This is a genomic window from Micromonospora sp. NPDC005237, from assembly GCF_040607775.1.
Lineage (GTDB): Bacteria > Actinomycetota > Actinomycetes > Mycobacteriales > Micromonosporaceae > Micromonospora.
Map to the genome: position 1 here is coordinate 537,031 of NZ_JBEXHJ010000002.1, position 22,950 is coordinate 559,980.

22 protein-coding genes are annotated in these 22,950 nt (G+C 70.7%); all 22 read left to right on the forward strand.

Annotation, left to right across the window (positions count from 1 at the left end):
* Positions 1–271 precede the first annotated feature (271 nt).
* On the forward strand, positions 272–1,351 hold the full coding sequence (gene paaA / locus ABZT87_RS07465) for a 1,2-phenylacetyl-CoA epoxidase subunit PaaA (RefSeq protein ID WP_355065331.1): 1,080 nt from the start codon (positions 272–274) through the stop codon (positions 1,349–1,351).
* The gene (gene paaB / locus ABZT87_RS07470) at positions 1,348–1,635 is read left to right on the forward strand and encodes a 1,2-phenylacetyl-CoA epoxidase subunit PaaB (RefSeq protein WP_266248073.1); all 288 of its coding nucleotides are present in this window, start codon (positions 1,348–1,350) and stop codon (positions 1,633–1,635) included. Before paaA ends, paaB begins: the two co-directional genes overlap by 4 nt.
* On the forward strand, positions 1,632–2,357 hold the full coding sequence (gene paaC, locus ABZT87_RS07475) for a 1,2-phenylacetyl-CoA epoxidase subunit PaaC (protein ID WP_354853868.1): 726 nt from the start codon (positions 1,632–1,634) through the stop codon (positions 2,355–2,357). Before paaB ends, paaC begins: the two co-directional genes overlap by 4 nt.
* Positions 2,354–2,830 (forward strand): 1,2-phenylacetyl-CoA epoxidase subunit PaaD, encoded by a 477-nt coding sequence (paaD, locus tag ABZT87_RS07480; RefSeq protein ID WP_355134254.1) that lies wholly within the window; start codon positions 2,354–2,356, stop codon positions 2,828–2,830. Before paaC ends, paaD begins: the two co-directional genes overlap by 4 nt.
* Complete coding sequence (gene paaE, locus ABZT87_RS07485; RefSeq protein ID WP_355134256.1) at positions 2,827–3,936, forward strand: 1,2-phenylacetyl-CoA epoxidase subunit PaaE; 1,110 nt, start codon at positions 2,827–2,829, stop codon at positions 3,934–3,936. The genes paaD and paaE overlap by 4 nt, the downstream gene beginning before the upstream one ends.
* Before the next feature lie 191 nt (positions 3,937–4,127).
* Complete coding sequence (gene mqnC, locus ABZT87_RS07490; RefSeq protein WP_355134258.1) at positions 4,128–5,318, forward strand: cyclic dehypoxanthinyl futalosine synthase; 1,191 nt, start codon at positions 4,128–4,130, stop codon at positions 5,316–5,318.
* Positions 5,319–5,758: 440 nt separating this feature from the next.
* Complete coding sequence (locus ABZT87_RS07495) at positions 5,759–7,003, forward strand: LPXTG cell wall anchor domain-containing protein (RefSeq protein ID WP_355134260.1); 1,245 nt, start codon at positions 5,759–5,761, stop codon at positions 7,001–7,003.
* Between the two features lie 195 nt (positions 7,004–7,198).
* The gene (locus tag ABZT87_RS07500; protein WP_354853882.1) at positions 7,199–7,909 is read left to right on the forward strand and encodes a demethylmenaquinone methyltransferase; all 711 of its coding nucleotides are present in this window, start codon (positions 7,199–7,201) and stop codon (positions 7,907–7,909) included.
* A gap of 77 nt (positions 7,910–7,986) precedes the next feature.
* Positions 7,987–8,211, forward strand: coding sequence for a hypothetical protein (locus ABZT87_RS07505; RefSeq protein ID WP_354853885.1), 225 nt, complete (start codon positions 7,987–7,989; stop codon positions 8,209–8,211).
* 139 nt (positions 8,212–8,350) lie between these two features.
* Positions 8,351–9,628, forward strand: a complete 1,278-nt coding sequence (locus tag ABZT87_RS07510; protein ID WP_355134262.1) for a geranylgeranyl reductase family protein — start codon at positions 8,351–8,353, stop codon at positions 9,626–9,628.
* A 134-nt stretch (positions 9,629–9,762) separates the two neighbouring features.
* The gene (locus ABZT87_RS07515) at positions 9,763–10,128 is read left to right on the forward strand and encodes an NADH-quinone oxidoreductase subunit A (protein ID WP_007454588.1); all 366 of its coding nucleotides are present in this window, start codon (positions 9,763–9,765) and stop codon (positions 10,126–10,128) included.
* 14 nt (positions 10,129–10,142) lie between these two features.
* Positions 10,143–10,820: an NADH-quinone oxidoreductase subunit B family protein gene (locus tag ABZT87_RS07520; RefSeq protein ID WP_354853890.1), complete on the forward strand. Its 678-nt coding sequence runs from the start codon at positions 10,143–10,145 to the stop codon at positions 10,818–10,820.
* Positions 10,817–11,554 (forward strand): NADH-quinone oxidoreductase subunit C, encoded by a 738-nt coding sequence (locus ABZT87_RS07525; RefSeq protein ID WP_355065343.1) that lies wholly within the window; start codon positions 10,817–10,819, stop codon positions 11,552–11,554. The genes ABZT87_RS07520 and ABZT87_RS07525 overlap by 4 nt, the downstream gene beginning before the upstream one ends.
* Positions 11,551–12,876, forward strand: coding sequence for an NADH-quinone oxidoreductase subunit D (locus tag ABZT87_RS07530; RefSeq protein ID WP_355134264.1), 1,326 nt, complete (start codon positions 11,551–11,553; stop codon positions 12,874–12,876). Before ABZT87_RS07525 ends, ABZT87_RS07530 begins: the two co-directional genes overlap by 4 nt.
* Positions 12,873–14,036: an NADH-quinone oxidoreductase subunit NuoE gene (nuoE, locus tag ABZT87_RS07535; protein WP_355134266.1), complete on the forward strand. Its 1,164-nt coding sequence runs from the start codon at positions 12,873–12,875 to the stop codon at positions 14,034–14,036. The genes ABZT87_RS07530 and nuoE overlap by 4 nt, the downstream gene beginning before the upstream one ends.
* A complete protein-coding gene (gene nuoF, locus ABZT87_RS07540; RefSeq protein ID WP_344360932.1) occupies positions 14,033–15,349 on the forward strand; it encodes an NADH-quinone oxidoreductase subunit NuoF in 1,317 nt (438 codons plus the stop codon). The genes nuoE and nuoF overlap by 4 nt, the downstream gene beginning before the upstream one ends.
* Positions 15,349–17,856 (forward strand): NADH-quinone oxidoreductase subunit G, encoded by a 2,508-nt coding sequence (locus ABZT87_RS07545; RefSeq protein WP_354862056.1) that lies wholly within the window; start codon positions 15,349–15,351, stop codon positions 17,854–17,856. Before nuoF ends, ABZT87_RS07545 begins: the two co-directional genes overlap by 1 nt.
* Before the next feature lie 61 nt (positions 17,857–17,917).
* Positions 17,918–19,270 carry an NADH-quinone oxidoreductase subunit NuoH gene (nuoH, locus tag ABZT87_RS07550; protein WP_355065347.1) on the forward strand — a complete coding sequence of 451 codons (1,353 nt, stop codon included), beginning with the start codon at positions 17,918–17,920 and terminating at the stop codon, positions 19,268–19,270.
* Position 19,271: 1 nt separating this feature from the next.
* Entirely contained in the window at positions 19,272–19,913 is a 642-nt protein-coding gene (nuoI, locus tag ABZT87_RS07555; protein ID WP_007454597.1) for an NADH-quinone oxidoreductase subunit NuoI, read from the forward strand.
* The gene (locus ABZT87_RS07560; protein WP_354862050.1) at positions 19,910–20,680 is read left to right on the forward strand and encodes an NADH-quinone oxidoreductase subunit J; all 771 of its coding nucleotides are present in this window, start codon (positions 19,910–19,912) and stop codon (positions 20,678–20,680) included. Before nuoI ends, ABZT87_RS07560 begins: the two co-directional genes overlap by 4 nt.
* The gene (gene nuoK / locus ABZT87_RS07565) at positions 20,677–20,976 is read left to right on the forward strand and encodes an NADH-quinone oxidoreductase subunit NuoK (RefSeq protein WP_007454601.1); all 300 of its coding nucleotides are present in this window, start codon (positions 20,677–20,679) and stop codon (positions 20,974–20,976) included. The genes ABZT87_RS07560 and nuoK overlap by 4 nt, the downstream gene beginning before the upstream one ends.
* An 11-nt stretch (positions 20,977–20,987) precedes the next feature.
* The gene (nuoL, locus tag ABZT87_RS07570) at positions 20,988–22,913 is read left to right on the forward strand and encodes an NADH-quinone oxidoreductase subunit L (protein WP_354862048.1); all 1,926 of its coding nucleotides are present in this window, start codon (positions 20,988–20,990) and stop codon (positions 22,911–22,913) included.
* Positions 22,914–22,950: the final 37 nt, after the last annotated feature.

Below are 22,950 nucleotides of genomic sequence, written 5' to 3' on the forward strand. Positions count from 1 at the left end.
ACGGCGTGGGGGCAGCCGATCGTGTGACCGGCAGAAGTCTACGTCCGGACGGGCCGGGCACCAGGGTCCGACACCAGGCAACGTGCGACATCGGTGGAAAATCACGCTGGTCTGCGGCTTCTGGGGGGTTTCATCTTCTTCCCGTGACCCAAGTCATAGGAGGCTGAGTCACGATCCGTAGCCAGGAACTGCCCATCGGTGACGGAACGTCATTCGGGTTTCCTGTTACACCCCCTGGTGCATCAGGGCGCAAGCTGTAACACTTGTCCACATGTATGGCAACGACTTCTCCGCCCCTGGCGACGCACCGGACGACGCGCCCGGCGCGGGCCTGCTCGGCGAGGTCGAGGCCGCCGAGGCGGAGCTGCGTGCCGCCGCCGCGCGCGAGCGCCGCGGCGGTCCCGCACCGGACGAGGACCTGGCCGCGTACTTCACCGAGGTGGTCGACGCGGAGCAGAAGATCGAGCCGCGCGACTGGATGCCCGAGGCGTACCGCCGGACGTTGATCCGGCAGATCGCCCAGCACGCCCACTCCGAGATCATCGGCATGCAGCCGGAGGGCAACTGGATCAGTCGGGCGCCCTCGCTCAAGCGCAAGGCGATCCTGCTGGCCAAGGTCCAGGACGAGGCGGGCCACGGTCTCTACCTCTACGCGGCCGCCGAGACCCTCGGCATCAGTCGCGACGAACTGGTCCAGCTGCTGCTCGACGGTAAGCAGAAGTACAGCTCGATCTTCAACTACCCCACGTTGACCTGGGCGGACGTGGGCGCGATCGGCTGGCTGGTGGACGGCGCGGCGATCGTCAACCAGGTGCCGCTGTGCCGGTGCTCCTACGGCCCGTACGCGCGGGCGATGATCCGGGTCTGCAAGGAGGAGTCGTTCCACCAGCGCCAGGGCTACGAGATCCTGCACACCCTGGCGCACGGCACCCCGGCACAGAAGGCCATGGCCCAGGACGCGGTGGACCGCTGGTGGTACCCGTCGCTGGCCATGTTCGGCCCGCCGGACGGCGACTCCACCCACTCCGCCCAGTCGATGGCCTGGAAGATCAAGCGCTTCTCCAACGACGACCTGCGCCAACGCTTCGTCGACATGTGCGTCCAGCAGGCGGAGATCCTCGGGCTGCGCATTCCCGATGACGACCTGCGCTGGAACGAGGAACGGCAGGCGTACGACTACAGCCAGCCCGACTACGACGAGCTGATGCAGGTCATCAAGGGCAACGGGCCGTGCAACCGGGAGCGGATGGCGCACCGCCGGGCCGCCCACGCCGACGGCGCATGGGTACGCGAGGCCGCCGCGGCGTACGCCGCCAAGCGAGCGGACAAGAGGGAGAAGGTGGCCGCGTGAGCAACGAGCACTCGCCTCTGTGGGAGGTCTTCGTGCGGGCGCGGCGCGGGCTGTCGCACACCCACGTCGGCAGCCTGCACGCCCCGGACGCCGAGCTGGCCCTGCGCAACGCCCGCGACCTCTACACCCGCCGACAGGAGGGCGTGTCGATCTGGGTGGTGCCGGCGGGCGCGATCACCGCGTCCAGCCCGGACGAGAAGGACGCCTTCTTCGACCCGGCCGCCGACAAGGTCTACCGCCATCCCACCTTCTACGAGGTGCCGGACGGGGTGGCACACCTGTGAGCGGGCCGTTCGGCTTCGCCCTCGCCCTCGGCGACGACGCGCTGATCGCCGCGCAGCGGCTGGCCGAGTGGACGACCCGCGCGCCGGAGATGGAAGAGGACATCGCGCTCGCCAACATCGCCCTCGACCAGCTCGGCGCGGCCCGGCTGCTGCTGTCGTACGCGGGTGAGCTGGAGGCGGCAGGTCGGGACGAGGACGCGCTGGCGTATCTGCGTGACGACCGCGAGTTCCGCAACGTGCTGCTGGTCGAGCTGCCCAACGGCGACTTCGCGGTGACCATGGCGAAGCTGTTCTTCCTGGCGGCGTACCAGTTGCCGCTCTACACCGCGCTCGCGTCCTGCCCGGACGAGCGGCTGGCCGCCATCGGCGCGAAGGCGCGCAAGGAGTCGGCGTACCACCTGGACCACGGCGCGCTGTGGGTCAAGCGGCTCGGCGACGGCACCGAGGAGTCGCACCGCCGGATGCAGGAGGCCGTCGACCACGTCTGGCCGTACACCCACGAGCTGTTCGCCGCGGACCCGGCAGCGCCGGTCGACCCGGCGGGCCTGCGGGCGGCGTTCGACGAGACCGTCGGCCCGGTGCTGGCCGAGGCGACGCTCACCCGCCCGGAGCGCGGCTGGGCTCCGACGGGCGGGCGGGCCGGCGTGCACACCGAGCACCTGTCCTACCTGCTGGCCGAGATGCAGGTGCTGCACCGCGCCCACCCCGGGGCGCAGTGGTGACCGACGCGCGAATGGCGGCGGCGAGCGTGGTGGACCCGGAGATCCGGGTGATCACCATCGACGAGCTGGGGATCCTGCGCGCGGTCGAGGAGGACCGGGCCAGTGGCCGGGTCACCGTCACCATCACCCCGACGTACACGGGCTGCCCCGCCATGGACGTGATCCGGGCCGACGTCCGGCGCGCGCTGGCCACGGCCGGTTATCCGGACGCCGAGGTGCGGACGGTCTACAGCCCAGCGTGGAGCACCGACTGGATCTCCGATGTCGGGCGGGCCAAGCTGGCCGCCGCCGGGATCGCCCCGCCGTCGCCGGCGCCCGCCCCCGGCGTGGTGGCGCTGACCCTCGCGGTCCGCTGCCCGCTCTGCGGCTCGCCGGAGACCGAGCAGGTCAGCCGGTTCGGCTCGACCGCGTGCAAGGCGTTGTGGCGCTGCCGTTCCTGCTCCGAACCCTTCGACCACCTGAAGGCGCTGTGACAGTCACCATCTCCCGGCCGGTCCGCCGCCGGCCGGCCTTCCACCCGCTGCCGGTCGCCGCCGTCGACCGGCTCACCGACGACTCGGTCGCGGTCACCTTCGCCGTACCGGAGGAGTTGCGGGAGGCGTTCGCGTTCCGCGCCGGTCAGCACCTCACCGTGCGGCGGGTGACCGACGACGGCGACGACGTGCGCCGGTCGTACTCCATCTGCTCCACCCCTGACGACCTGGCCCGGCACGGCCGGCTGCGGATCGGGGTGCGGGAGATCCCCGGCGGCGCGTTCTCGGCGTTCGCCTGCGGCGCGCTGCGCCGCGGCGACACCGTCGAGGTGATGACGCCGCTGGGCACCTTCACCACGGCGTTCGCGGCGGACCGGGTGCGCCACTACGGCGCGGTCGTCGCCGGCTCCGGCATCACCCCGGTGCTCGCGCTCGTCGGGACGGCCCTGGCCGTCGAGCCGGCCAGCACCTTCACCCTGGTGTACGGCAACCGCACGGCCAACCGGGTCATGTTCGCCGAGGAGCTGGCCGACCTGAAGGACCGCTACCCCACCCGGCTGCACCTGGTGCACGTGCTGTCCCGGGAGCAGGGTGAGTCGCCGCTGCTCTCCGGGCGGATCGACGCCGAACGACTGGAACGCCTGCTGGGCACCATCGTGCCGGGCGAGGTCATCGAGGAGTGGTTCCTCTGCGGCCCGTACGGCATGGTGGTCGACGCCCGGGACGTGCTGACCGCGCGCGGGCTGCCGGAGTCGGCGGTGCACACCGAGCTGTTCCACGTCGACGCGCCACCGGAGCCGGTGGCCCGCCCCGTCGACCAGCCGGGCACCGGTTCGGACGTCACCATCGTGCTGGACGGTCGGTCGTCGAGCTTCACGATGGGCCGCGAGGAGCGGGTGCTGGACGCCGCGCTCAAGGTGCGCGGCGAGCTGCCGTACGCCTGCAAGGGCGGCGTCTGCTCGACCTGCAAGGCGAAGGTCGTCGACGGGGCGGTCACGATGGCCCGCAACTACGCCCTGGAGCCCGACGAGCTGGCCGCCGGCTACGTGCTGACCTGCCAGTCCAGTCCGACCACCGACAGGCTCACGGTCGACTACGACGCCTGACGGCCGACTCGCGGACCGTGTGGCGTGCCGGACGGTCCACGGTCGATACCGAGCCTGTCGAGCTGCCCCAAAGATGGGGCAGTCAGGACGGCCGCACGGTGGGCTGGCCCCCGGCCCGGGGGGTGCGCAGCGCATCACAGCCGTCAGCACCCGTCCGGGAGAGGGCGCGGGGCGGGCGTAGGCTCGGAGGCGTGACGGTGAGCCGGGAGATCGACGACATCCTGCAGCGTGGCGCGGACGGCGGGCGGATCACGCCCGAGGAGGCTCTGCTGCTCTACACCGAGGCGCCCTTCCACGCCCTGGGCGAGGCGGCGGACGCGGTGCGCCGGCGGCGCTACCCGGACAACATCGTCACCTACCTGATCGATCGCAACATCAACTACACGAACGTCTGTGTGACGGCGTGCAAGTTCTGCGCGTTCTACCGGGCGCCGAAGCACGCCGAGGGGTGGACCCACCCGACGGAGGAGATCCTGCGTCGCTGCGGCGAGGCGGTCGAGCTGGGCGCGACCCAGGTGATGCTCCAGGGCGGCCACCACCCGGACTACGGCGTCGAGTACTACGAGGAGCTGTTCTCCTCGGTCAAGCAGGCGTACCCGCAGCTGGTCATCCACTCGATCGGCCCGAGCGAGATCCTGCACATGGCCAAGGTCTCCGGCGTGAGCCTGGACGAGGCCATCGCCCGGATCAAGGCCGCCGGCCTGGACTCGATCGCCGGCGCCGGTGCGGAGATGCTGCCCGAGCGCCCGCGCAGGGCCATCGCCCCGCTCAAGGAGTCGGGTGAGCGCTGGCTGGAGGTCATGGAGCTGGCCCACCGGCAGGGCGTCGAGTCGACCGCGACCATGATGATGGGCACCGGTGAGACGCACGCCGAGCGGATCGAGCACCTGCGGATGATCCGCGATGTGCAGGACCGCACCCGTGGGTTCCGGTCGTTCATCCCGTGGACGTACCAGCCGGAGAACAACCACCTCAAGGGTCGCACCCAGGCGACCACGCTGGAGTACCTGCGCCTGGTCGCGGTGGCCCGGCTCTTCTTCGAGACCGTGCCGCACCTGCAGGCGTCCTGGCTGACCACCGGCAAGGACGTCGGGCAGTTGTCGCTGCACATGGGCGTGGACGACCTCGGCTCGATCATGTTGGAGGAGAACGTCATCTCCTCGGCCGGCGCCCGCCACCGCTCCAACCTGCACGAGCTGATCGGGATGATCCGCTCCGCCGACCGGATCCCGGCCCAGCGGGACACCCTCTACAACCGTTTGGCGGTGCACCACACGCCGGCCGACGACCCGACCGACGAGCGGGTGGTCTCGCACTTCTCCTCGATCGCGCTGCCCGGCGGCGGCGCGGGGCGCTCGCTGCCGCTGGTCGAGGTCAACTGAGGTCGATCCCGCCCCGACCGTTCGGCTGACCGGGGATCATGCTCCCGCCCGGCAACGGCGGCGGTACGGGTGGTCCCCGCCGTCGCACCGTCAGGCTGCCCGCCACGGGGGTGGTGGAGATGATTGGCGGCCGCTACCGTCCCGCCTCGTATCCGTCGTCACCGCGGGTGGCACGGATCGCTGGAATCGGCCCGACCGCCCGGGTGACGGTGATCTGATGGGCTGGTCAGGGAGTGTCCTCCATCGGCCCATGAGGGTCGTTCATATAACGCACGGCGGTACGGGCGGGATGGGTGACCATTCCGCCCGTATCGTGTGCCGGGTCCAGTCCGGACGGTTGAAATTCGTCCGCCGCGCTGGCGGGGGAGATCGACCTCCGATAACGTCCGCTCGGTCCCACAACCATTCATTCTCTTCTTCCCTACACCCCCGGGGGACTGATGACAGCCTTCCACCGCTCGACGCTGGCTCGTGTCGGCGTCGTGGCACTGCTCGCTGCCGGTGGCCTGGCCACCGTTGCCGCCCCGGCGCAGGCCGCCGACCAGGCTGACCTGGCCCTGGTGCCCCTCAGCTACGAGTTGGCCCAGGGCGTCAAGGCGGCCAAGGCGAAGCCGTTCAAGTTTCAGGTCGACAACACCCGCAGCTCGGTCGACGCCAAGGACGTCCGGGTCACCGTGGAGACGAAGGGCCTGAAGAACCGCAAGGTCGGCGTGCTCACCCCGGTCGGGTGCGACCTCACCGGCACGACCTTCACCTGCCTGCTCGGCGATCTGGCGGCCGGCACCACCGAGGACTTCGGCATCCCGCTCTTCTCGACCGGCGGTCGCGGTGACGCCGGCACGCTGGTGGTCACCATCAGCTCGGCCACCGCCGACCCCAACCCGCGTGACAACACGGTGCGGCACGACATCACCGTCGCCAAGCCCGGTTACGACCTGACCTCCTGGGTGCAGGACGTCTACGCCGACGTGGCGGTGGACGGCGACGAGGCGGGCGAGTCCGGCCTCAAGCCGGTCAAGCGGGGCGAGACCGCGCCGCTGGACTGGGCGGTCTACAACGACGGCAGCCGCAAGGCGACCGGCGTGGCGTACGGGATCACCCTCCCGGCCGGCGTCACCTTCGCCGAGCTGCCGGAGAGCTGCGTCGAGCAGCCGCTGGGTGGGTTCGCGAACGCGTACTGCGAGGACACCGGCGTGGTGCTGAAGCCGGGGCAGTTCTACACCGCCGACGTGCGGGTGAAGGTCGGCGCGGACGTGACCGAGCCGGTGCTCCGACCCGGTTTCGTCTGGGCCGCCGGCCTGGAGGCCGCTGAGGGCAGCCCCGAGGAGCAGCCGCAGGTGGCCTCCAGCGCGCAGCGGCGGGCGTTCACCGAGACCGACGAGGTGGACAACACCGCGCAGTTCGACGTCTTCGTCGACCTGAGCGCGCAGCCGACCCCGACGCCGACGGCCACCCCGACGGCGACTCCGACGCCGGGCGGCACGACGACGCCGGGCACGACCACGTCGCCGACCACCGGTGGCGGTGGTTCCGGTGGCGGTGGGTTGCCGGTGACCGGTGTGCAGGCCGGCCTGATCGGCGGCATCGGCGGTCTGATCCTGCTCGCGGGTGGGGCGCTGCTGGTGCTCTCCCGCCGGCGCAAGGTCGTCCTGGTCGCCCCGGGCGACGAGACCTCGACCGACTGACGTCGGCACGATCTGAGAGATAGGCACGATCTGACGTAGGCACGACGCGAGGGCGGGGTGGGCGACCACTCCGCCCTTTCGCCTGCCGGGCCGCGCGGCCGTCCGCCACCGCCGGCCGCGTCGACGCTCCCGGTTGCCATGGGGTACGCGGACCCAGCGGTCGAGGGCTTGAGCGTGGCTGGCAGAGTGGAGCGGGTGAGCCGTACACCGCAGGGCCAGCGCGCCAGCCTGGACAAGCAACCGCACGAGGTCGCCGCGATGTTCGACGGCGTGGCCGAGCGCTACGACCTGACCAACACGGTGCTCTCCTTCGGGCAGGACCGCTCCTGGCGTCGGGCCACCCGCGCGGCGCTCGGGCTGCGGCCGGGCGAGCGGGTGCTCGATGTGGGCGCGGGCACCGGCGTCTCGACGCGCGAGCTGGCCCAGTCCGGGGCGTACGCGGTCGGGGTCGACCTGTCGCTGGGCATGCTGTACGCGGGCAAGCGGGTTCGTCCCGAGGTGCCGCTGCTGGCCGGGGACGCGCTGCGACTGCCGTTCGCCGACGCGAGCTTCGACGCGGTGACCATCTCCTTCGCGCTGCGCAACGTCAACGACACCGACGCGGCCCTGCGCGAGCTGGCCCGGGTCACCCGGCCGGGTGGACGGCTTGTGGTGTGCGAGTTCAGCACCCCGGTCAACCCGGCCTTCCGGACGGTCTACCTGTCGTACCTGATGCGGTCGCTGCCGGTGGTCGCCCGCGCGGTGTCCAGCAACCCCGAGGCGTACGTCTACCTGGCGGAGTCGGTCCGGGCCTGGCCGGACCAGGCCGCGCTGGCCGGGCGGGTCGCCGCGGCCGGGTGGGGTCGAGTGGCGTGGCGCAACCTGACCGGCGGCGTGGTCGCGCTGCACCGGGGGATCCGCGAGTAGCGCGGAGACGCCGCGACGCCGCGACGCGTTTCAGGAATATCCGACTTTAGTCCACTTTGCCCCGTACGCTCGTCCGCATGACCGGAGCAGACCGGGCGGACCCGGTGGCCGCCACCGACGATGACGCGGCCGAACTCATCGCGCAGCTGCGCGCGTTGGCCGGCGCGGATCCGGCGGACGTCCGGCAGGTGGTCGCCGAGGTGCTGGCCGCGCTGGACCGGGCGGCCGGTGGCGCGCTGCGGGAGCATCTGCCGGAGGCGATCCGGGTCGACGCGGGCCTGGACGCCTCCCGATCGGCCTGACACTCGCCTGCTGTGGACGGTCGCCGGCTGTCACATCGGCGAGTTAGGTACCCCTGATCCTGCGCAGGTATGACGCCGGTCATACACTCGTCCCGTCTGGCTTGTGAAGCATTTCACGAGCGTGCGGGAGGAGGCGCGAATGACCGCGGTGGAACACGACGCCGACGTCATCGTCGTTGGCGCCGGTCCCGGTGGATCGGCTACTGCGTACCACCTGGCCCGGCACGGCGTACGGGTGTTGGTGTTGGAGAAGACCGAGTTTCCCCGGGAGAAGGTCTGCGGCGACGGGCTGACCCCGCGCGCGGTGCGCCAGCTCATCCGGATGGGCGTGGACACTTCGCCCGAGGCCGGCTGGCTGCACAACCGCGGCCTGCGGGTGATCGGCGGCGGCGTACGCCTGGAACTGGACTGGCCCGAGCTGGCCAGCTTCCCCAACTACGGCCTGGTCCGCACCCGACTGGACTTCGACGATCTGCTCGCCCAGCGGGCGGTCGCGGCCGGCGCCAAACTGCGGACCAACGTCAACGTGCTGGGCCCGGTGCTCGACGGCGACGGCCGGGTGACCGGCGTCGAGGCGGAGGTGGGGCCCGGCAAGGAGCCCGCCACCTTCCATGCCCCGCTGGTCGTGGCGGCCGACGGGGTCTCCGGTCGGTTCCCGCTCGCGCTCGGGCTGGCCAAGCGGGAGGACCGGCCGATCGGCGTGGCCGTCCGCCGCTACTACCACTCCCCGGTCAAGCACGACGACGACTACCTGGAGTCGTGGCTGGAGCTGCGCAGCAAGGACAGCGGCGACAACCTGCTGCCCGGGTACGGCTGGATCTTCGGGCTCGGTGACGGGCGGGTCAACGTCGGCCTCGGCGTGCTCAACTCGTCGTCCGCGTTCGGCAAGACCAACTACCGCCGGCTGCTCACCGACTGGCTGGCCAACACGCCCGCCGACTGGGGCATGACCGACGAGGCCAACGCCGACGGTCCGATCCTCGGCGCCGCGCTGCCGATGGGCTTCAACCGGGTGCCGCACTACACCCGCGGGGTTCTGCTCGTCGGCGACTCCGGCGGGATGGTCAACCCGTTCAACGGCGAGGGCATCGCGTACGCCATGGAGTCCGGCGAGCTGGCCGCGGAGGTGGCGGTGCAGGCCCTCGCGCGTCCCGCCGGGCCGGAGCGCGAGCGGGCCCTGATGGCGTACCCGAACGAGCTGAAGGCCCGGCTCGGTGGCTACTACCGGCTGGGCGGCATCTTCGTGAAGCTGATCGGCCGTCCGGAGATCATGCGGATCGCCACCAAGCACGGCATGCCCCACCCGACGCTGATGCGTTTCGTTCTCAAGTTGTTGGCCAATCTGACCGACCCCCGAGGCGGGGACGCGATGGACCGGGTCATCAACGCAATGACGAAAGCCGCGCCAGCCGTCTAGAGCGACGGCATCGGTGCTGGTCACAGCCCCGACGCCGACAAAGATCGACCCCCGCCGGCAGCCACCGCGAGGGACGTGAATAGTGTGATTTTCGTCAAGCACCGAGGGCAGGGAAGGACGAGCAGGAGAAAACGATGTCGCTCTCGCCTTACGCACCGATCATCGGGCTGTTCGCCCTCGCCGCGGCGTTCTCGCTGTTCTCTGTCGGCGCCGCCCGCTTCGCTGGTCCCCGTCGATACAACAAGGCCAAACTCGAGGCTTACGAGTGCGGCATCGAGCCCAGCCCTCAGCCGGTCGGCGGCGGGCGGTTCCCGATCAAGTTCTACCTGACGGCGATGCTCTTCATCGTCTTCGACATCGAGATCATCTTCCTCTACCCCTGGGCGGTCTCGTTCGACGCTCTGCCGATCTTCGGCTTCGTGGAGATGGTCCTGTTCATCGTCGCGGTCTTCGTCGCGTACGCCTATGTGTGGCGGCGCGGCGGCCTGGACTGGGACTGAGGAAGGAACGTCAGATGGGCATCGAGGAGAAGCTCCCCGCCGGCGTCCTGCTCACCTCGGTGGAGAAGCTGGTCAACTGGTCCCGGAAGTCGTCCGTGTGGGGCGCCACCTTTGGCCTGGCCTGCTGCGCGATCGAGATGATGGCCGCCGGTGGTCCGCACTACGACATGGGCCGCTGGGGCATGGAGGTCTTCCGGGCCTCGCCCCGGCAGGCCGACCTGATGATCGTGGCCGGCCGGGTGAGCCAGAAGATGGCACCGGTGCTGCGCCAGATCTACGACCAGATGGCCGAGCCCCGCTGGGTGCTCTCCATGGGCGTCTGCGCCAGCAGCGGCGGCATGTTCAACAACTACGCGATCGTGCAGGGCGTCGACCACGTCGTGCCGGTCGACATGTACCTGCCCGGCTGCCCGCCCCGGCCGGAGATGCTCATCGACGCGATCCTCAAGCTCCGCGAGAAGATCATGTATGAGCCGCTGGGCCCGAACGGTCGCAAGATGCTGGCGGCCCGCCAGGAGCGCGGCGACGTTCCGGTCGTGCCGTACGGCTCCATGCCGTCCTCGTACCGCAACGACAAGGCCCGGCGTGCCGAGTGGACCCAGGCGGTCCGCGAGGGGCGCGAGGAGCAGTTGCGGATCGAGAACTGGATGAACGCCCAGAACCACCTTCACGCGCACAGGGGCCCGAAGTGACCGCACCGAACGACAGGAACAACGACGGGGGTGTGCCGGTGCCGGTCACCCCGGCCGGCGCCAGCGGCACCGCCCCGGCCGAGTACCCGCCGTCCAGCCCGGCGGGGCGCGGCATGTTCGGCAACCAGGGCACCGGCGACGTGTCCGGCTACGGCGGCCTGGTCCGCCAGCGCCAGCCCATCGAGGAGGCGCCCCGGCCGTACGGGGGCTACTTCGACGAGGTCCGCGACGCCCTCGAAGAGGCGTACCCGGCCTTCGGCGACGCGATCGAGAAGGTGGTCGTCGACCGGGGTGAGTTGACCCTGCACGTCCGCCCGGAGCGGATCGCCGAGGTCTGCCAGGTGCTGCGCGACGACCTGGCGCTGCGCTTCGAGCTGTGCTCCTCGGTGTCCGGGGTGGACTACCTCGGCGCCGACGAGCGCCGGCTGCACGTGGTCTACCTGCTCACCTCGATGACCTACCGGCGCCGGATCCGGCTGGAGGCCGCGGTCTCCGTCGAGTCGCCGCACCTGCCCAGCGTCACCGCCATCTACCCGACGGCGGACTGGCAGGAGCGGGAGGCGTACGACATGTTCGGCATCGTCTTCGACGGCCACCCCAACCTGACCCGGATCCTCATGCCGGACGACTGGGAGGGCCACCCGCAGCGCAAGGACTACCCGCTCGGTGGCGTGCCGGTCGAGTACAAGGGCGCCGAGATCCCGCCGCCGGACCGCAGGAGGTCGTACCAGTGACCACGTCGAACTACGCGACCGAACGCGAGACCACCGAGGGCAGGGTCTTCACCGTCACCGGTGGGGACTGGGACACGGTCGTCTCGGGCACCGACCCGATCAACGACGAGCGGATCGTGGTCAACATGGGTCCGCAGCACCCGTCCACGCACGGGGTGCTGCGGCTGATCCTGGAGCTGGAGGGCGAGACGGTCCGCGAGGCCCGCTCGGTCGTCGGCTACCTGCACACCGGCATCGAGAAGAACCTCGAGTACCGCAACTGGGTCCAGGGTTCGACGTTCGTGACCCGGATGGACTACCTCGCGCCGATCTTCAACGAGACGGGTTACGCGCTGGCGGTCGAGAAGCTGCTCGGCATCACCGACGACGTCACCGAGCGCGCCACCACCATCCGCGTGCTGATGATGGAGCTCAACCGGATCTCGTCGCACCTGGTCTGGCTGGCCACCACCGGCATGGAGCTGGGCGCGATCTCGATCATGCTGTACGGCTTCCGCGAGCGGGAGTACATCCTCGACATCTTCGAGACCATCACCGGCCTGCGGATGAACCACGCGTACGTCCGGCCGGGTGGTGTCGCGCAGGACGTGCCGGACGAGGCGATCGTCAAGATCCGCGAGTTCCTGAAGATGATGCCGAAGAAGCTCAAGGAGTACGAGGACCTCCTCTCCGGTCAGCCGATCTGGATCGAACGGACGAAGAACGTCGCGGTGCTGGACGTGACCGGCTGCGTGGCGCTCGGCATCACCGGTCCGGTGCTGCGCTCGGCCGGGCTCGCCTGGGACCTGCGCAAGACCATGCCGTACTGCGGCTACGAGACGTACGAGTTCGACGTGCCGACCCACCCCGACGGTGACGTGTGGGGCCGCTACCAGGTGCGGCTCGCCGAGATCCGCGAGTCGATGAAGCTGGTCGAGCAGGCGTTGGACCGGCTGCGGCCGGGCCCGGTGATGGTCGCCGACCGCAAGATCGCGTGGCCCGCGCAGCTCGCCATCGGCGTCGACGGCATGGGCAACTCGCTGGAGCACGTCGCGAAGATCATGGGTCAGTCGATGGAGTCGCTGATCCACCACTTCAAGCTGGTGACCGAGGGCTTCCGGGTCCCGCCCGGCCAGGTGTACGTCGGCATCGAGTCGCCGCGCGGCGAGTTGGGCGTACACGCGGTCTCCGACGGCGGCACCCGGCCGTACCGGGTGCACTACCGGGAGCCGAGCTTCGTCAACCTCCAGGCCCTCCCGGCGATGGCCGAGGGTGGCCTCATCGCCGACGTGATCGCCGGCGGCGCCTCGCTGGACCCCGTGATGGGTGGGTGTGACCGATGACGACGACGTTCACCGAAGAGACGCGGGAGCGGGCACGCGAGATCATCGCCCGTTACCCGGCGGACCGGTCCCGCTCGGCGCTGCTGCCGCTGCTGCACCTGGTCCAGGCGGAGGAGGGGTACGTCTCCCCGGCCGGGGTCACGTTCTGCGCCGAGGTGCTCGGGCTGAACAAGGCCCAGGTCGGCGCGGTGGCCACCTTCTACACGATGTACAAGCGCAAGCCCACCGGTGACTTCCTGGTCAGCGTCTGCACCAACACGATGTGCAACGTGCTGGGCGGCCAGGAGGTCTACGACACCCTCGTCGAGCACCTGGGTGTCGGGCACGACGAGACGACCGCGGACGGCACGATCACGCTGGAGCACGCCGAGTGCCTGGCGGCCTGCGACTACGGCCCGGTGATGACCGTCAACTACGACTTCTTCGACCGGGTGGATCCGTCCACGGCGGTCGGCGTGGTCGACGAGCTGCGCGCCGGTGGCCGACCGATGCCGACGCGCGGCGCGCGGCTCTGCACGCTCAAGGAGATGGCGGTGCAGCTCGCCGGTTTCGCCGACGAGCGCGACGGCGCGGTCGCCGACGGCGGGCCGGGCGAGCCGACCCTGCGCGGTCTGCGGCTGGCGCAGGAGCACAACGTCTCGGTGCCGGGCTTCGACCCGAACACCCCGATCCGCAGCAAGGCCGAGGCCGACAAGGCCGCCGCCGAGGCGAAGGCGAAGGCGGAGGCCGCCAAGCCAGCGCCCGCCGAGGCCAGCGCGGCACCGGTCAAGGGTGGCGACGGGGCGTCCGCCCCGACCGGGGTCGCCGAGCCGGCGAAGCCGGAGGCCGCGACCGGCAGCACCGCACCCGACGTGAAGGCACCGGACGGCAAGTCGCCGCAGGTGCGTACCGCCGAGACCCGGCAGCCGGACGCGGGCACGGCGGTGCCGGACGCTCCCGGCACCAAGGTTCCGGTGGACGGCACCGGCACCGCGCCCGAAGCTGGCGACGCACGGTCGGCCGAGGCCGCCGGCACGGCGGCCAACCCACCGGCCGGCGACGGCAAGCCCGCCGGCGACGACGCCGGGGCGCAGGAGCGCAACCTCACCGAAGCGAAGGCCGGAACGGACGCCGACGGCGCCGAATCGGCCGACGCGAGCGAAACGGGGGCCCAGAAGTGACCACTCCCCGCCCGGAGACGCTGGCCAAGCTGACGCCGGTGCTGACCAAGCGCTGGCTGTCGCCGGACGCCTGGCGGATCGGCACGTACGAGCAGCTCGACGGCTACGCCGCGCTGCGCAAGGCGCTCAAGGCCCACCCGGACGACCTGATCCAGCTGATCAAGGACTCCGGGCTGCGCGGTCGGGGTGGCGCCGGCTTCCCCACCGGCCTCAAGTGGGGCTTCATCCCGCAGGGCGACGGCAAGCCGCACTACCTGGTGGTCAACGCCGACGAGGGCGAGCCGGGCACCTGCAAGGACCTGCCGCTGATGACCCACGACCCGCACGCGCTGGTCGAGGGCGTGATCATCGCGTCGTACGCGATCCGGGCCAGCCGCGCGTACATCTACATCCGGGGCGAGGCGGTGCACGCCGCGCGCCGGCTGCGCAACGCGGTCCAGGAGGCGTACGACAAGGGCTACCTGGGCCGGAACATCCTGCGCAGCGGCTACGACCTGGAGCTGGTGGTGCACTCCGGCGCGGGGGCGTACATCTGCGGCGAGGAGACGGCGCTGCTGGATTCGCTGGAGGGGTTCCGGGGTCAGCCCCGGCTGCGCCCGCCGTTCCCGGCCACCCACGGCCTGTACGCGAGCCCGACGGTGGTGAACAACGTCGGCACCATCGCCAGCGTGCCGCCGATCGTGCTCGGTGGGGCCGACTGGTGGAAGACCATGGGCACCGAGAAGTCCTCCGGGCCGATGATCTACTCGCTCTCCGGCCGCATCAACAACCCGGGCCAGTACGAGTGCTCGATGGGCGTCACGCTGCGCGAACTGCTGGAGCTGGCCGGTGGCATGCAGCCGGGCCACAACCTGAAGTTCTGGACCCCGGGCGGATCGTCCACCCCGCTGCTCGCCGCCGAGCACCTGGACGTGCCACTGGACTTCGAGGGGGTGGCGGCGGCCGGCTCGATCCTCGGCACCACGGCCACCCAGATCTTCTCCGACCAGGACTGCCCGGTCTACGCGACGTACCGGTGGCTGGAGTTCTACCACCACGAGTCGTGCGGCAAGTGCACCCCGTGCCGCGAGGGCAACTACTGGATGGTCCGGGTCTACCGGCGGATCCTCTCGGGTCAGGGCACCCACGAGGACCTGGACACCCTGCTGGACACCTGCGACAACATCCTCGGCCGCTCGTTCTGCGGCCTCGGTGACGGCGCGACCAGCTCGGTGACCTCGTCGCTGAAGTACTTCAAGCAGGACTACCTCGACTACATCGAGGGACGTACCGCACCCAAGCTGTCGGAGAAGACCCTGGTAGGGGCGCACTGATGACCGACGTAGCCAAGCAGACCGAAACCGTCACCCTCACCATCGACGGCGTCGAGGTCACCGCCCCGAAGGGGACGCTGCTGATCCGGGTCGCCGAGCAGATGGGCACCGAGATCCCCCGGTTCTGCGACCACCCGCTGCTGGCCCCGGCCGGCGCGTGCCGCCAGTGCCTGGTCGAGGTGGAAGGGCAGCGCAAGCCGGTCGCCTCCTGCACCCAGACCGTCGCCGACGGCATGGTGGTCCGCACCCAGCTCACCTCGCCTGTCGCTCAGAAGGCGCAGGAGGGGGTGATGGAGCTGCTGCTGCTCAACCACCCTCTGGACTGCCCCATGTGTGACAAGGGCGGCGAGTGCCCCCTGCAGAACCAGGCGATGTCCACCGGCCGCACCGACTCGCGCTTCCACGAGCACAAGCGGGAGTACGAGAAGCCGATGGCGATCAGCAGCCAGGTGCTGCTGGACCGCGAGCGCTGCGTGCTCTGCCAGCGGTGCACCCGTTTCTCTGAGGAGATCGCCGGCGACAAGTTCATCGACCTGATGGGCCGGTCGTCCGCCGAGGAGATCAACATCTACCGGGACGACGCGTACGGCGAGCAGGGCGACGCCGGAGACGTGCCGTTCAACTCCTACTTCTCCGGCAACACCGTGCAGATCTGCCCGGTGGGCGCCCTGACCGGCGCCCAGTACCGGTTCCGGGCCCGCCCGTTCGACCTGGTGTCCAGCCCGAGCGTCTGCGAGCACTGCTCGGCCGGCTGCGGGCAGCGCACCGACTGGCGGCGCGGCAAGGTGCTGCGCCGGCTCGCCGGTGACGAGCCGGCGGTGAACGAGGAGTGGAACTGCGACAAGGGCCGCTGGGGTTTCCAGTACACCCGCGCCGCCGACCGCCTGACCAACCCGCTGGTCCGCGACGAGCACACCGGTGAGCTGCGGGAGGCGTCCTGGAGTGAGGCGCTGACCAGGGCCGCCGAGGGGCTGCACGCGGCCCGCGAGAGCGGCCAGGGCACGGCGGTGCTCACCGGCGGTCGGCTGACCGTCGAGGACGCCTACGCGTACGCCAAGTTCGCCCGGGTCGCGCTGAACACCAACGACATCGACTTCCGGGCCCGCCCGGTCTCCCGCGAGGAGGCCGACTTCCTGGCCAGCTCGGTCGCCGGGGTCACCGACGTCACCTACACCGACGTGGAGAACGCGCCGGCGGTGGTGCTGGTCGGCCTGGAGCCGGAGGAGGAGTGCCCGATCCTCTTCCTGCGGCTGCGCAAGGCGTACCTCAAGAAGACCCTGACGGTGTACGCGCTGGCGCCGTTCGCCACCCGCGGCCTGGAGAAGCTCGGTGCCAAGCTGGCCCGGGTCGTGCCGGGCGAGGAGGCCAGCGTGCTCGCCGAGCACGCCACGGTCACCGAGGCGCTCAGCGCCCCGGGCGCGATCCTCATCGTCGGTGAGCGGCTGGCCAGCGTGCCGGGTGGGCTCTCCGCCGCGGCGGACGTGGCTCGCCGTACCGGAGCGAAGCTGGCCTGGGTGCCGCGGCGCGCGGGTGACCGCGGCGCGGTCGACGCCGGCTGCCTGCCCAACCTGCTCCCCGGTGGCCGGCTGGTCACCGAGCCGGCCGCGCGGGCCGAGCTCGGCGAGGCGTGGGACATCCCGGCCGGGGTGATCCCGAGCCAGGCCGGTCGGGACACCGACGGCATCCTGGCGGCGGCCGCCAACGGGCAGCTCGGTGCGCTGGTGGTCGGCGGTGTCGACCCGGCCGACCTGGCCGACCCGCGGCTGGCCGAGACCGCTCTGGACGCGGTGCCGTTCCTGGTCAGCCTGGAACTGCGCGCGAGCGCGGTGACCCGGCGGGCCGACGTGGTGCTGCCGGTGGCCCCGGTGGTCGAGAAGGCCGGCAGCTTCCTGGACTGGGAGGGTCGCCTGCGTCCGTTCGAGGCGGTGCTGAACACCGCCGCGATGACCGACGGCCGGGTGCTCGACGCGCTGGCCGCGCTGCTCGACGTGCGGCTCGGCACCGCCGACGTGCCGAGTGTGCGTCGGGAGCTGGGCTCGCTGCCGGCCACGCGCACGTCCCGGCCGTCCGCGCCGTCGGTGTCGCCGGGGACGGTGCCGCACCCGCGTGCCGGGGAGGCCGTGCTGGCGACCTGGCACCAGCTGGTCGACCTCGGCACCCTGACCGACGGCGACGAGCACCTCGCCGGCACCGCCCGCCCGCCGGTCGTCCGGCTGGGTAAGGGCACCGCCGAGGCACTCGGTGTGGCCGACGGGGACGCGGTCACGGTGGGCACCGACCGCGGGGCGCTGACCCTGCCGGCGGAGCTGACCGAGATGCCGGACGGCGTCGTCTGGCTGCCGACCAACTCACCCGGTTCGACCGTGCGGCGCAGCCTCGGGGCGACGTCCGGCGCGGTCGTCCGGATCTCCGTTCCCGCACCGAGCGCGACCGTTCCGGCCGGGCGGGTCGCGGCGGACGAGGCCGGTCTTCCGGGTCCGCTCCTCAACACTGGTGGTAACCCGTGAGTGCGAGGAGTGAACGAGCGCAGCGAGTGAGCCCCGCAGTCGCGAACGAAAGGTGGGCACAGTGACTCCGTCACTCCTGGCCCAGGACCCGACGCTGGCCGACTTCGGTCGGGATCCGTGGTGGCTGGTCCTTGGCAAGATCGTCTTCGCGTTCGCCTTCGGCCTGCTGGCCACCCTGCTCGGTGTCTGGTTCGAGCGGCGCGTGGTGGGCTACATGCAGGTGCGGCCCGGCCCCAACCAGGTCGGCCCGTTCGGCCTGCTGCAGACCCTCGCCGACGGCCTCAAGATGGCCTTCAAGGAGGACATCCTGCCGAAGGCGGCCGACAAGGTCGTCTACTTCTTCGCCCCGACGATCTCGGTGATCTGCGCGGTCACCGCGCTGTCGGTGGTGCCGTTCGGCCCGATGGTGAGCATCGCCGGTCACCACACGCCGTTGCAGGTCACCGACGTGCCGGTGGCGGTGCTGCTGCTGCTGGCCTGCTCCTCGATGGGCGTCTACGGCATCGTGCTGGGCGGGTGGGCCTCCGGCTCGACGTACCCGCTGCTCGGCGGCCTGCGGTCGAGCGCCCAGATGATCTCCTACGAGGTCGCCATGGGGCTCTCCATCGTGGCCGTCTTCATGACCGCCGGCACGATGAGCACCAGCGGGATCGTCGCCGCGCAGGGCGACGCCACCCGGCTGACCCTCTTCGGCACCGAGATCCCGGCCCCGGGCTGGTACGCGATCCTGCTGCTGCCCAGCTTCGTCATCTTCTTCATCGCCACCGTCGGCGAGACCAACCGGGCGCCGTTCGACCTGCCCGAGGCCGAGTCCGAGCTGGTCGCCGGCTTCATGACGGAGTACAGCTCGCTGAAGTTCGCGCTCTTCATGCTCAGCGAGTACGTCGCCATGGTGACCATGTCCGCGGTCACCACCACGCTGTTCCTCGGCGGCTGGCGGGCGCCGTGGCCGATCACGCTCTGGGAGGGCGCCAACTCCGGTTGGTGGCCGATGCTCTGGTTCTTCGGCAAGGTGATCGCGCTGGTCTTCGTCTTCGTGTGGCTGCGTGGCACGCTGCCCCGGCTGCGCTACGACCAGTTCATGCGCTTCGGCTGGAAGGTGCTGCTGCCGATCAACCTGGTCTGGATCCTGGTCCTGTCGGGCCTGCGCTCCATCGAGGACTGGGACTCGCGCGGCAAGCTGATCGCGGTCGGCATCCCGGCCGGCGTGCTGTTGCTCGCCACCCTGTTCTGGCCGAGTCGTCGCCCGCAGCCCAAGCCGACCGCGCAGGAGCAGGTGGACAGCCGGCCGTACGGGAGCTTCCCGCTGCCACCGATGGATCTACAGGTACCACCGAGCCCGCGTATCACGCGCGTGGTCGCCGAGCGGGAGCCGGCCAACATCGTCGCCGGCTCGGACTCCAGGGAGGTGTGACGTGGGCGCGATCACCGGAACGTTCAAGGGATTCGGTGTCACCTTCTCGCACATGTTCAGGAAGGTCGTCACGACCGACTATCCGTTCAAGCCGCCGGTGTCGGCGCCGCGCTACCACGGGCGGCACATCCTCAACCGGCATCCGGACGGCCTGGAGAAGTGCATCGGCTGCGAGCTGTGCGCCTGGGCCTGCCCGGCGGACGCGATCTACGTCGAGGGCGGCGACAACACCGACGAGCAGCGCTTCTCGCCCGGTGAGCGGTACGCCAGCACCTACCAGATCAACTACGCGCGGTGCATCTTCTGCGGGCTCTGCATCGAGGCCTGCCCGACCCGTTCGCTCACCATGAGCAACGAGTACGAGCTGGCCCGGGACAACCGGCAGGACCTGATCTTCACGAAGGAGCAGCTGCTCGCTCCGCTGCTCGAGGGCATGGAGCAGCCGCCGCACCCGATGCGCCTGGGTGACAGCGAGAAGGACTACTACGTCGGCGCGCTGGACAACCCGGGCACGTCCGCCGGTGCCGAGACGTCCCCCATGGGCCCCGGCCGCTACCAGGTCGAGGAGCACCCCGGCGTGACGTTCCCGGGCGCCGAGCAGGCCGCCCAGCGCGCGGCGGCCGGCAAGGGAGAGGGAGCATGACCACGTCTACGGTGCTGGCCGCGGCGGGCGGGGTGTCCGGCGGCGAGGAGGTCACCTTCTGGATCCTCGCGCCGCTCGCGCTCATCGGCGCGATCGGGATGGTGGCGGCCCGCAACGCGGTGCACTCGGCGCTCTGGCTGGTGCTCACGATGCTCTGCCTGGGCGTGTTCTACGTACTCCAGGCCGGGCCGTTCATCGGCATGGTGCAGATCATCGTCTACACCGGCGCGATCATGATGCTCTTCCTGTTCGTGCTGATGCTGGTGGGCAGGGACGCCTCCGACTCGTTGATCGAGACGCTGCGCGGTCAGCGCGTCGCCGCGATCCTGCTGGGGCTCGGCTTCGCCGGCCTGGTCGGCACCGCCGTCTACAACGCCATGGACAAGACCACGGCGGTCGGCCTGGACCAGGCCAACGCCGAAGGCAACGTGCAGGGCATCGCCCGGCTGCTGTTCACCAAGTACGTCTTCGCGTTCGAGCTGACCTCGGCGCTGCTGATCACCGCGGCGGTCGGCGCCATGGTGCTCGCGCACGTCGAGCGGCGCAAGCAGGACAAGGTCGACCAGCCGTCGACGATGCGGGCGCGCTTCGCGCCGGGCAACTACCCCGGCCCCAAGCCGGGCCCCGGCGTCTTCGCCACCTCCTCCTCGGTGGCCACCCCGGCGCGGCTGCCGGACGGGCGGCTCACCGAGCGGAGCACGCCGGACATCCTGCCGGTCCGCGAGCTGACCGCGCAGGAGACCACGCTGAAGGGGACCGACCAGTGACGCCCAATCATTACCTCGTGCTGGCGGCGGTGCTGTTCACCATCGGCGCGTCCGGGGTGCTCATCCGGCGCAACGCGATCGTGCTGTTCATGTGTGTCGAGCTGATGCTCAACGCGGCCAACCTGACGCTGGTCACCTTCAGCCGGATCAACGGTGACCTCAACGGCCAGATCATGGCGTTCTTCGTGATGGTGGTGGCCGCGGCCGAGGTCGTCGTCGGCCTCGCGATCATCATGTCCATCTTCCGGACCCGGCGCTCGGCGAGTGTCGACGACGCCAACCTGCTCAAGTACTAAGGGGCAAGCGAGTGGAAGAGACTGTGCAGTACGCAGAGGCCACGGGCTTGCTCGGCAGCGTCTGGCTGCTGGTGGCGATCCCGCTGGTCAGCGCGGCCATCCTGCTGCTGCTCGGCCGGCGGGCCGACCGCTGGGGGCACTGGTTGGGCGTCGCGGCCATCGGCGCCGCGTTCGTGCTCGGGCTGGCGTCCTTCTTCCAGCTGCGCGGCCTGGAGAACAAGTCGGCCGAGCTGAGCCTCTGGGACTTCATCGCGGTCGGTGATCTGCGGGTCGACTTCGGCCTGCTGTTCGACCCGCTGGCCGCGGTCTTCGTCCTGCTTATCACCGGCGTCGGGTTCCTGATCCACCTGTACGCCGTCGAGTACATGGCGCACGACGCGGGTCGCCGCCGGTTCTTCGCGTACTTCAACCTGTTCGTCGCGGCCATGCTGCTGCTGGTGCTCGGCAACAACTACGTGATGCTGTACTTCGGCTGGGAGGGCGTCGGTCTGGCGTCGTACCTGCTGATCTCCTTCTGGTACGGGCGGCCGAGCGCCGCCACGGCCGGCAAGAAGGCGTTCCTGATGAACCGGGTCGGCGACACCGGCCTCGCCATCGGCATCTTCATCATGTTCGCGACCCTGGGCACCACCCAGTACGACGAGGTGTTCAACGGTGTCGGCGCGTTGACCGGCACCACCGTGCTGGTGCTCGGCCTGCTGCTGCTGCTCGGTGCGGCCGGCAAGTCCGGCCAGTTCCCGCTACAGGCGTGGCTGCCGGACGCGATGGAGGGCCCCACTCCGGTGTCGGCGCTCATCCACGCCGCCACCATGGTCACCGCCGGTGTCTACCTGATCGCCCGGTCCAACCCGATCTTCTCCGCCAACTCGACGCTCCAGCTCGTGGTGGTCAGCGTCGGCGCGCTCACCCTGCTGATGGGTTGCGTCATCGGCGCGGCGAAGGACGACATCAAGCGGGTGCTGGCCTGGTCGACGGTCAGCCAGATCGGCTACATGTTCCTCGGCGTCGGCCTGGGCGGTGGCGCGTACGCGCTGGCCATCGTGCACCTGCTGGCGCACGGCTTCTTCAAGGCCAACATGTTCCTGGGCGCCGGCTCGGTCATGCACGGGATGAAGGACCAGGTGGACATCCGCCGCTTCGGTGGGCTGTCGACGTACATGAAGGTCACCTGGCTGACGTTCATGATGGGCTGGCTGGCCATCATCGGCATGTTCCCGTTCTCCGGCTTCTTCTCGAAGGAGCCGATCATCGTGGCCGCCTTCGAGCGGGAGGACTGGACCGCCTGGCTCTTCGGCGGGGCGGCGCTGCTCGGCGCCGGACTGACCGCGTTCTACATGACCCGGCTGTTCGTGCTCACCTTCCACGGCCCGAAGCGGTGGACCGAGGACATCGAGCACCCGCACGAGTCGCCGAGGCTGATGACCATCCCGCTGATCCTGCTGGCGGTCGGCTCGGTCGGCGCCGGTTTCCTGCTCTCCACGTCCGTTCCGGACTGGCTGACGGCGACCGCCGGGCTGGGCGGCGAGCACGCGGAGCACGAGGCGGTCCTCGCGCACGGCGTGATCACCGCGCTCTCGCTGCTGGTGACGGTGCTCGGCGCCGGGCTGGCCTGGTTCCTGTTCCGGGCCGGTACGGCCACCGCGCCGCAGCCGGCCGGGGTGCTGGTCACCGCCGCCCGGCGCAACCTCTACACCGACGCGGTCAACGAGGCGGTCTTCGAGAAGCCGGGCATCTTCCTCACCCGGGCGCTGGTTTTCCTCGACAACCGGGGCATCGACGGGCTGGTCAACGGGCTCGCCGCCGGCGTCGGCGGCGGTTCGGGCCGGCTCCGGCGGCTGCAGACCGGTTTCGTCCGCTCGTACGCCACCTCGATCCTGGCCGGTGCGCTGCTGGTGATGGCGGCGTTCCTGGCGGTGCAGGCGGGGTGGTTGGCGTGATCGACCTGAATACGCCCGCCCCCGCCGGCGGACCACG

What these genes read in the sequence shown, in the direction of transcription:
- ABZT87_RS07495 (WP_355134260.1), top strand. Translation starts at nt 5,759, where the DNA reads ATGACAGCCTTCCACCGCTCGACGCTGGCTCGTGTCGGCGTCGTGGCA.
- ABZT87_RS07510 (WP_355134262.1), top strand. Translation starts at nt 8,351, where the DNA reads ATGACCGCGGTGGAACACGACGCCGACGTCATCGTCGTTGGCGCCGGT.
- ABZT87_RS07560 (WP_354862050.1), top strand. Translation starts at nt 19,910, where the DNA reads ATGACCACGTCTACGGTGCTGGCCGCGGCGGGCGGGGTGTCCGGCGGC.
- nuoE (WP_355134266.1), top strand. Translation starts at nt 12,873, where the DNA reads ATGACGACGACGTTCACCGAAGAGACGCGGGAGCGGGCACGCGAGATC.
- ABZT87_RS07545 (WP_354862056.1), top strand. Translation starts at nt 15,349, where the DNA reads ATGACCGACGTAGCCAAGCAGACCGAAACCGTCACCCTCACCATCGAC.
- ABZT87_RS07505 (WP_354853885.1), top strand. Translation starts at nt 7,987, where the DNA reads ATGACCGGAGCAGACCGGGCGGACCCGGTGGCCGCCACCGACGATGAC.
- ABZT87_RS07520 (WP_354853890.1), top strand. Translation starts at nt 10,143, where the DNA reads ATGGGCATCGAGGAGAAGCTCCCCGCCGGCGTCCTGCTCACCTCGGTG.
- ABZT87_RS07515 (WP_007454588.1), top strand. Translation starts at nt 9,763, where the DNA reads ATGTCGCTCTCGCCTTACGCACCGATCATCGGGCTGTTCGCCCTCGCC.
- paaA (WP_355065331.1), top strand. Translation starts at nt 272, where the DNA reads ATGTATGGCAACGACTTCTCCGCCCCTGGCGACGCACCGGACGACGCG.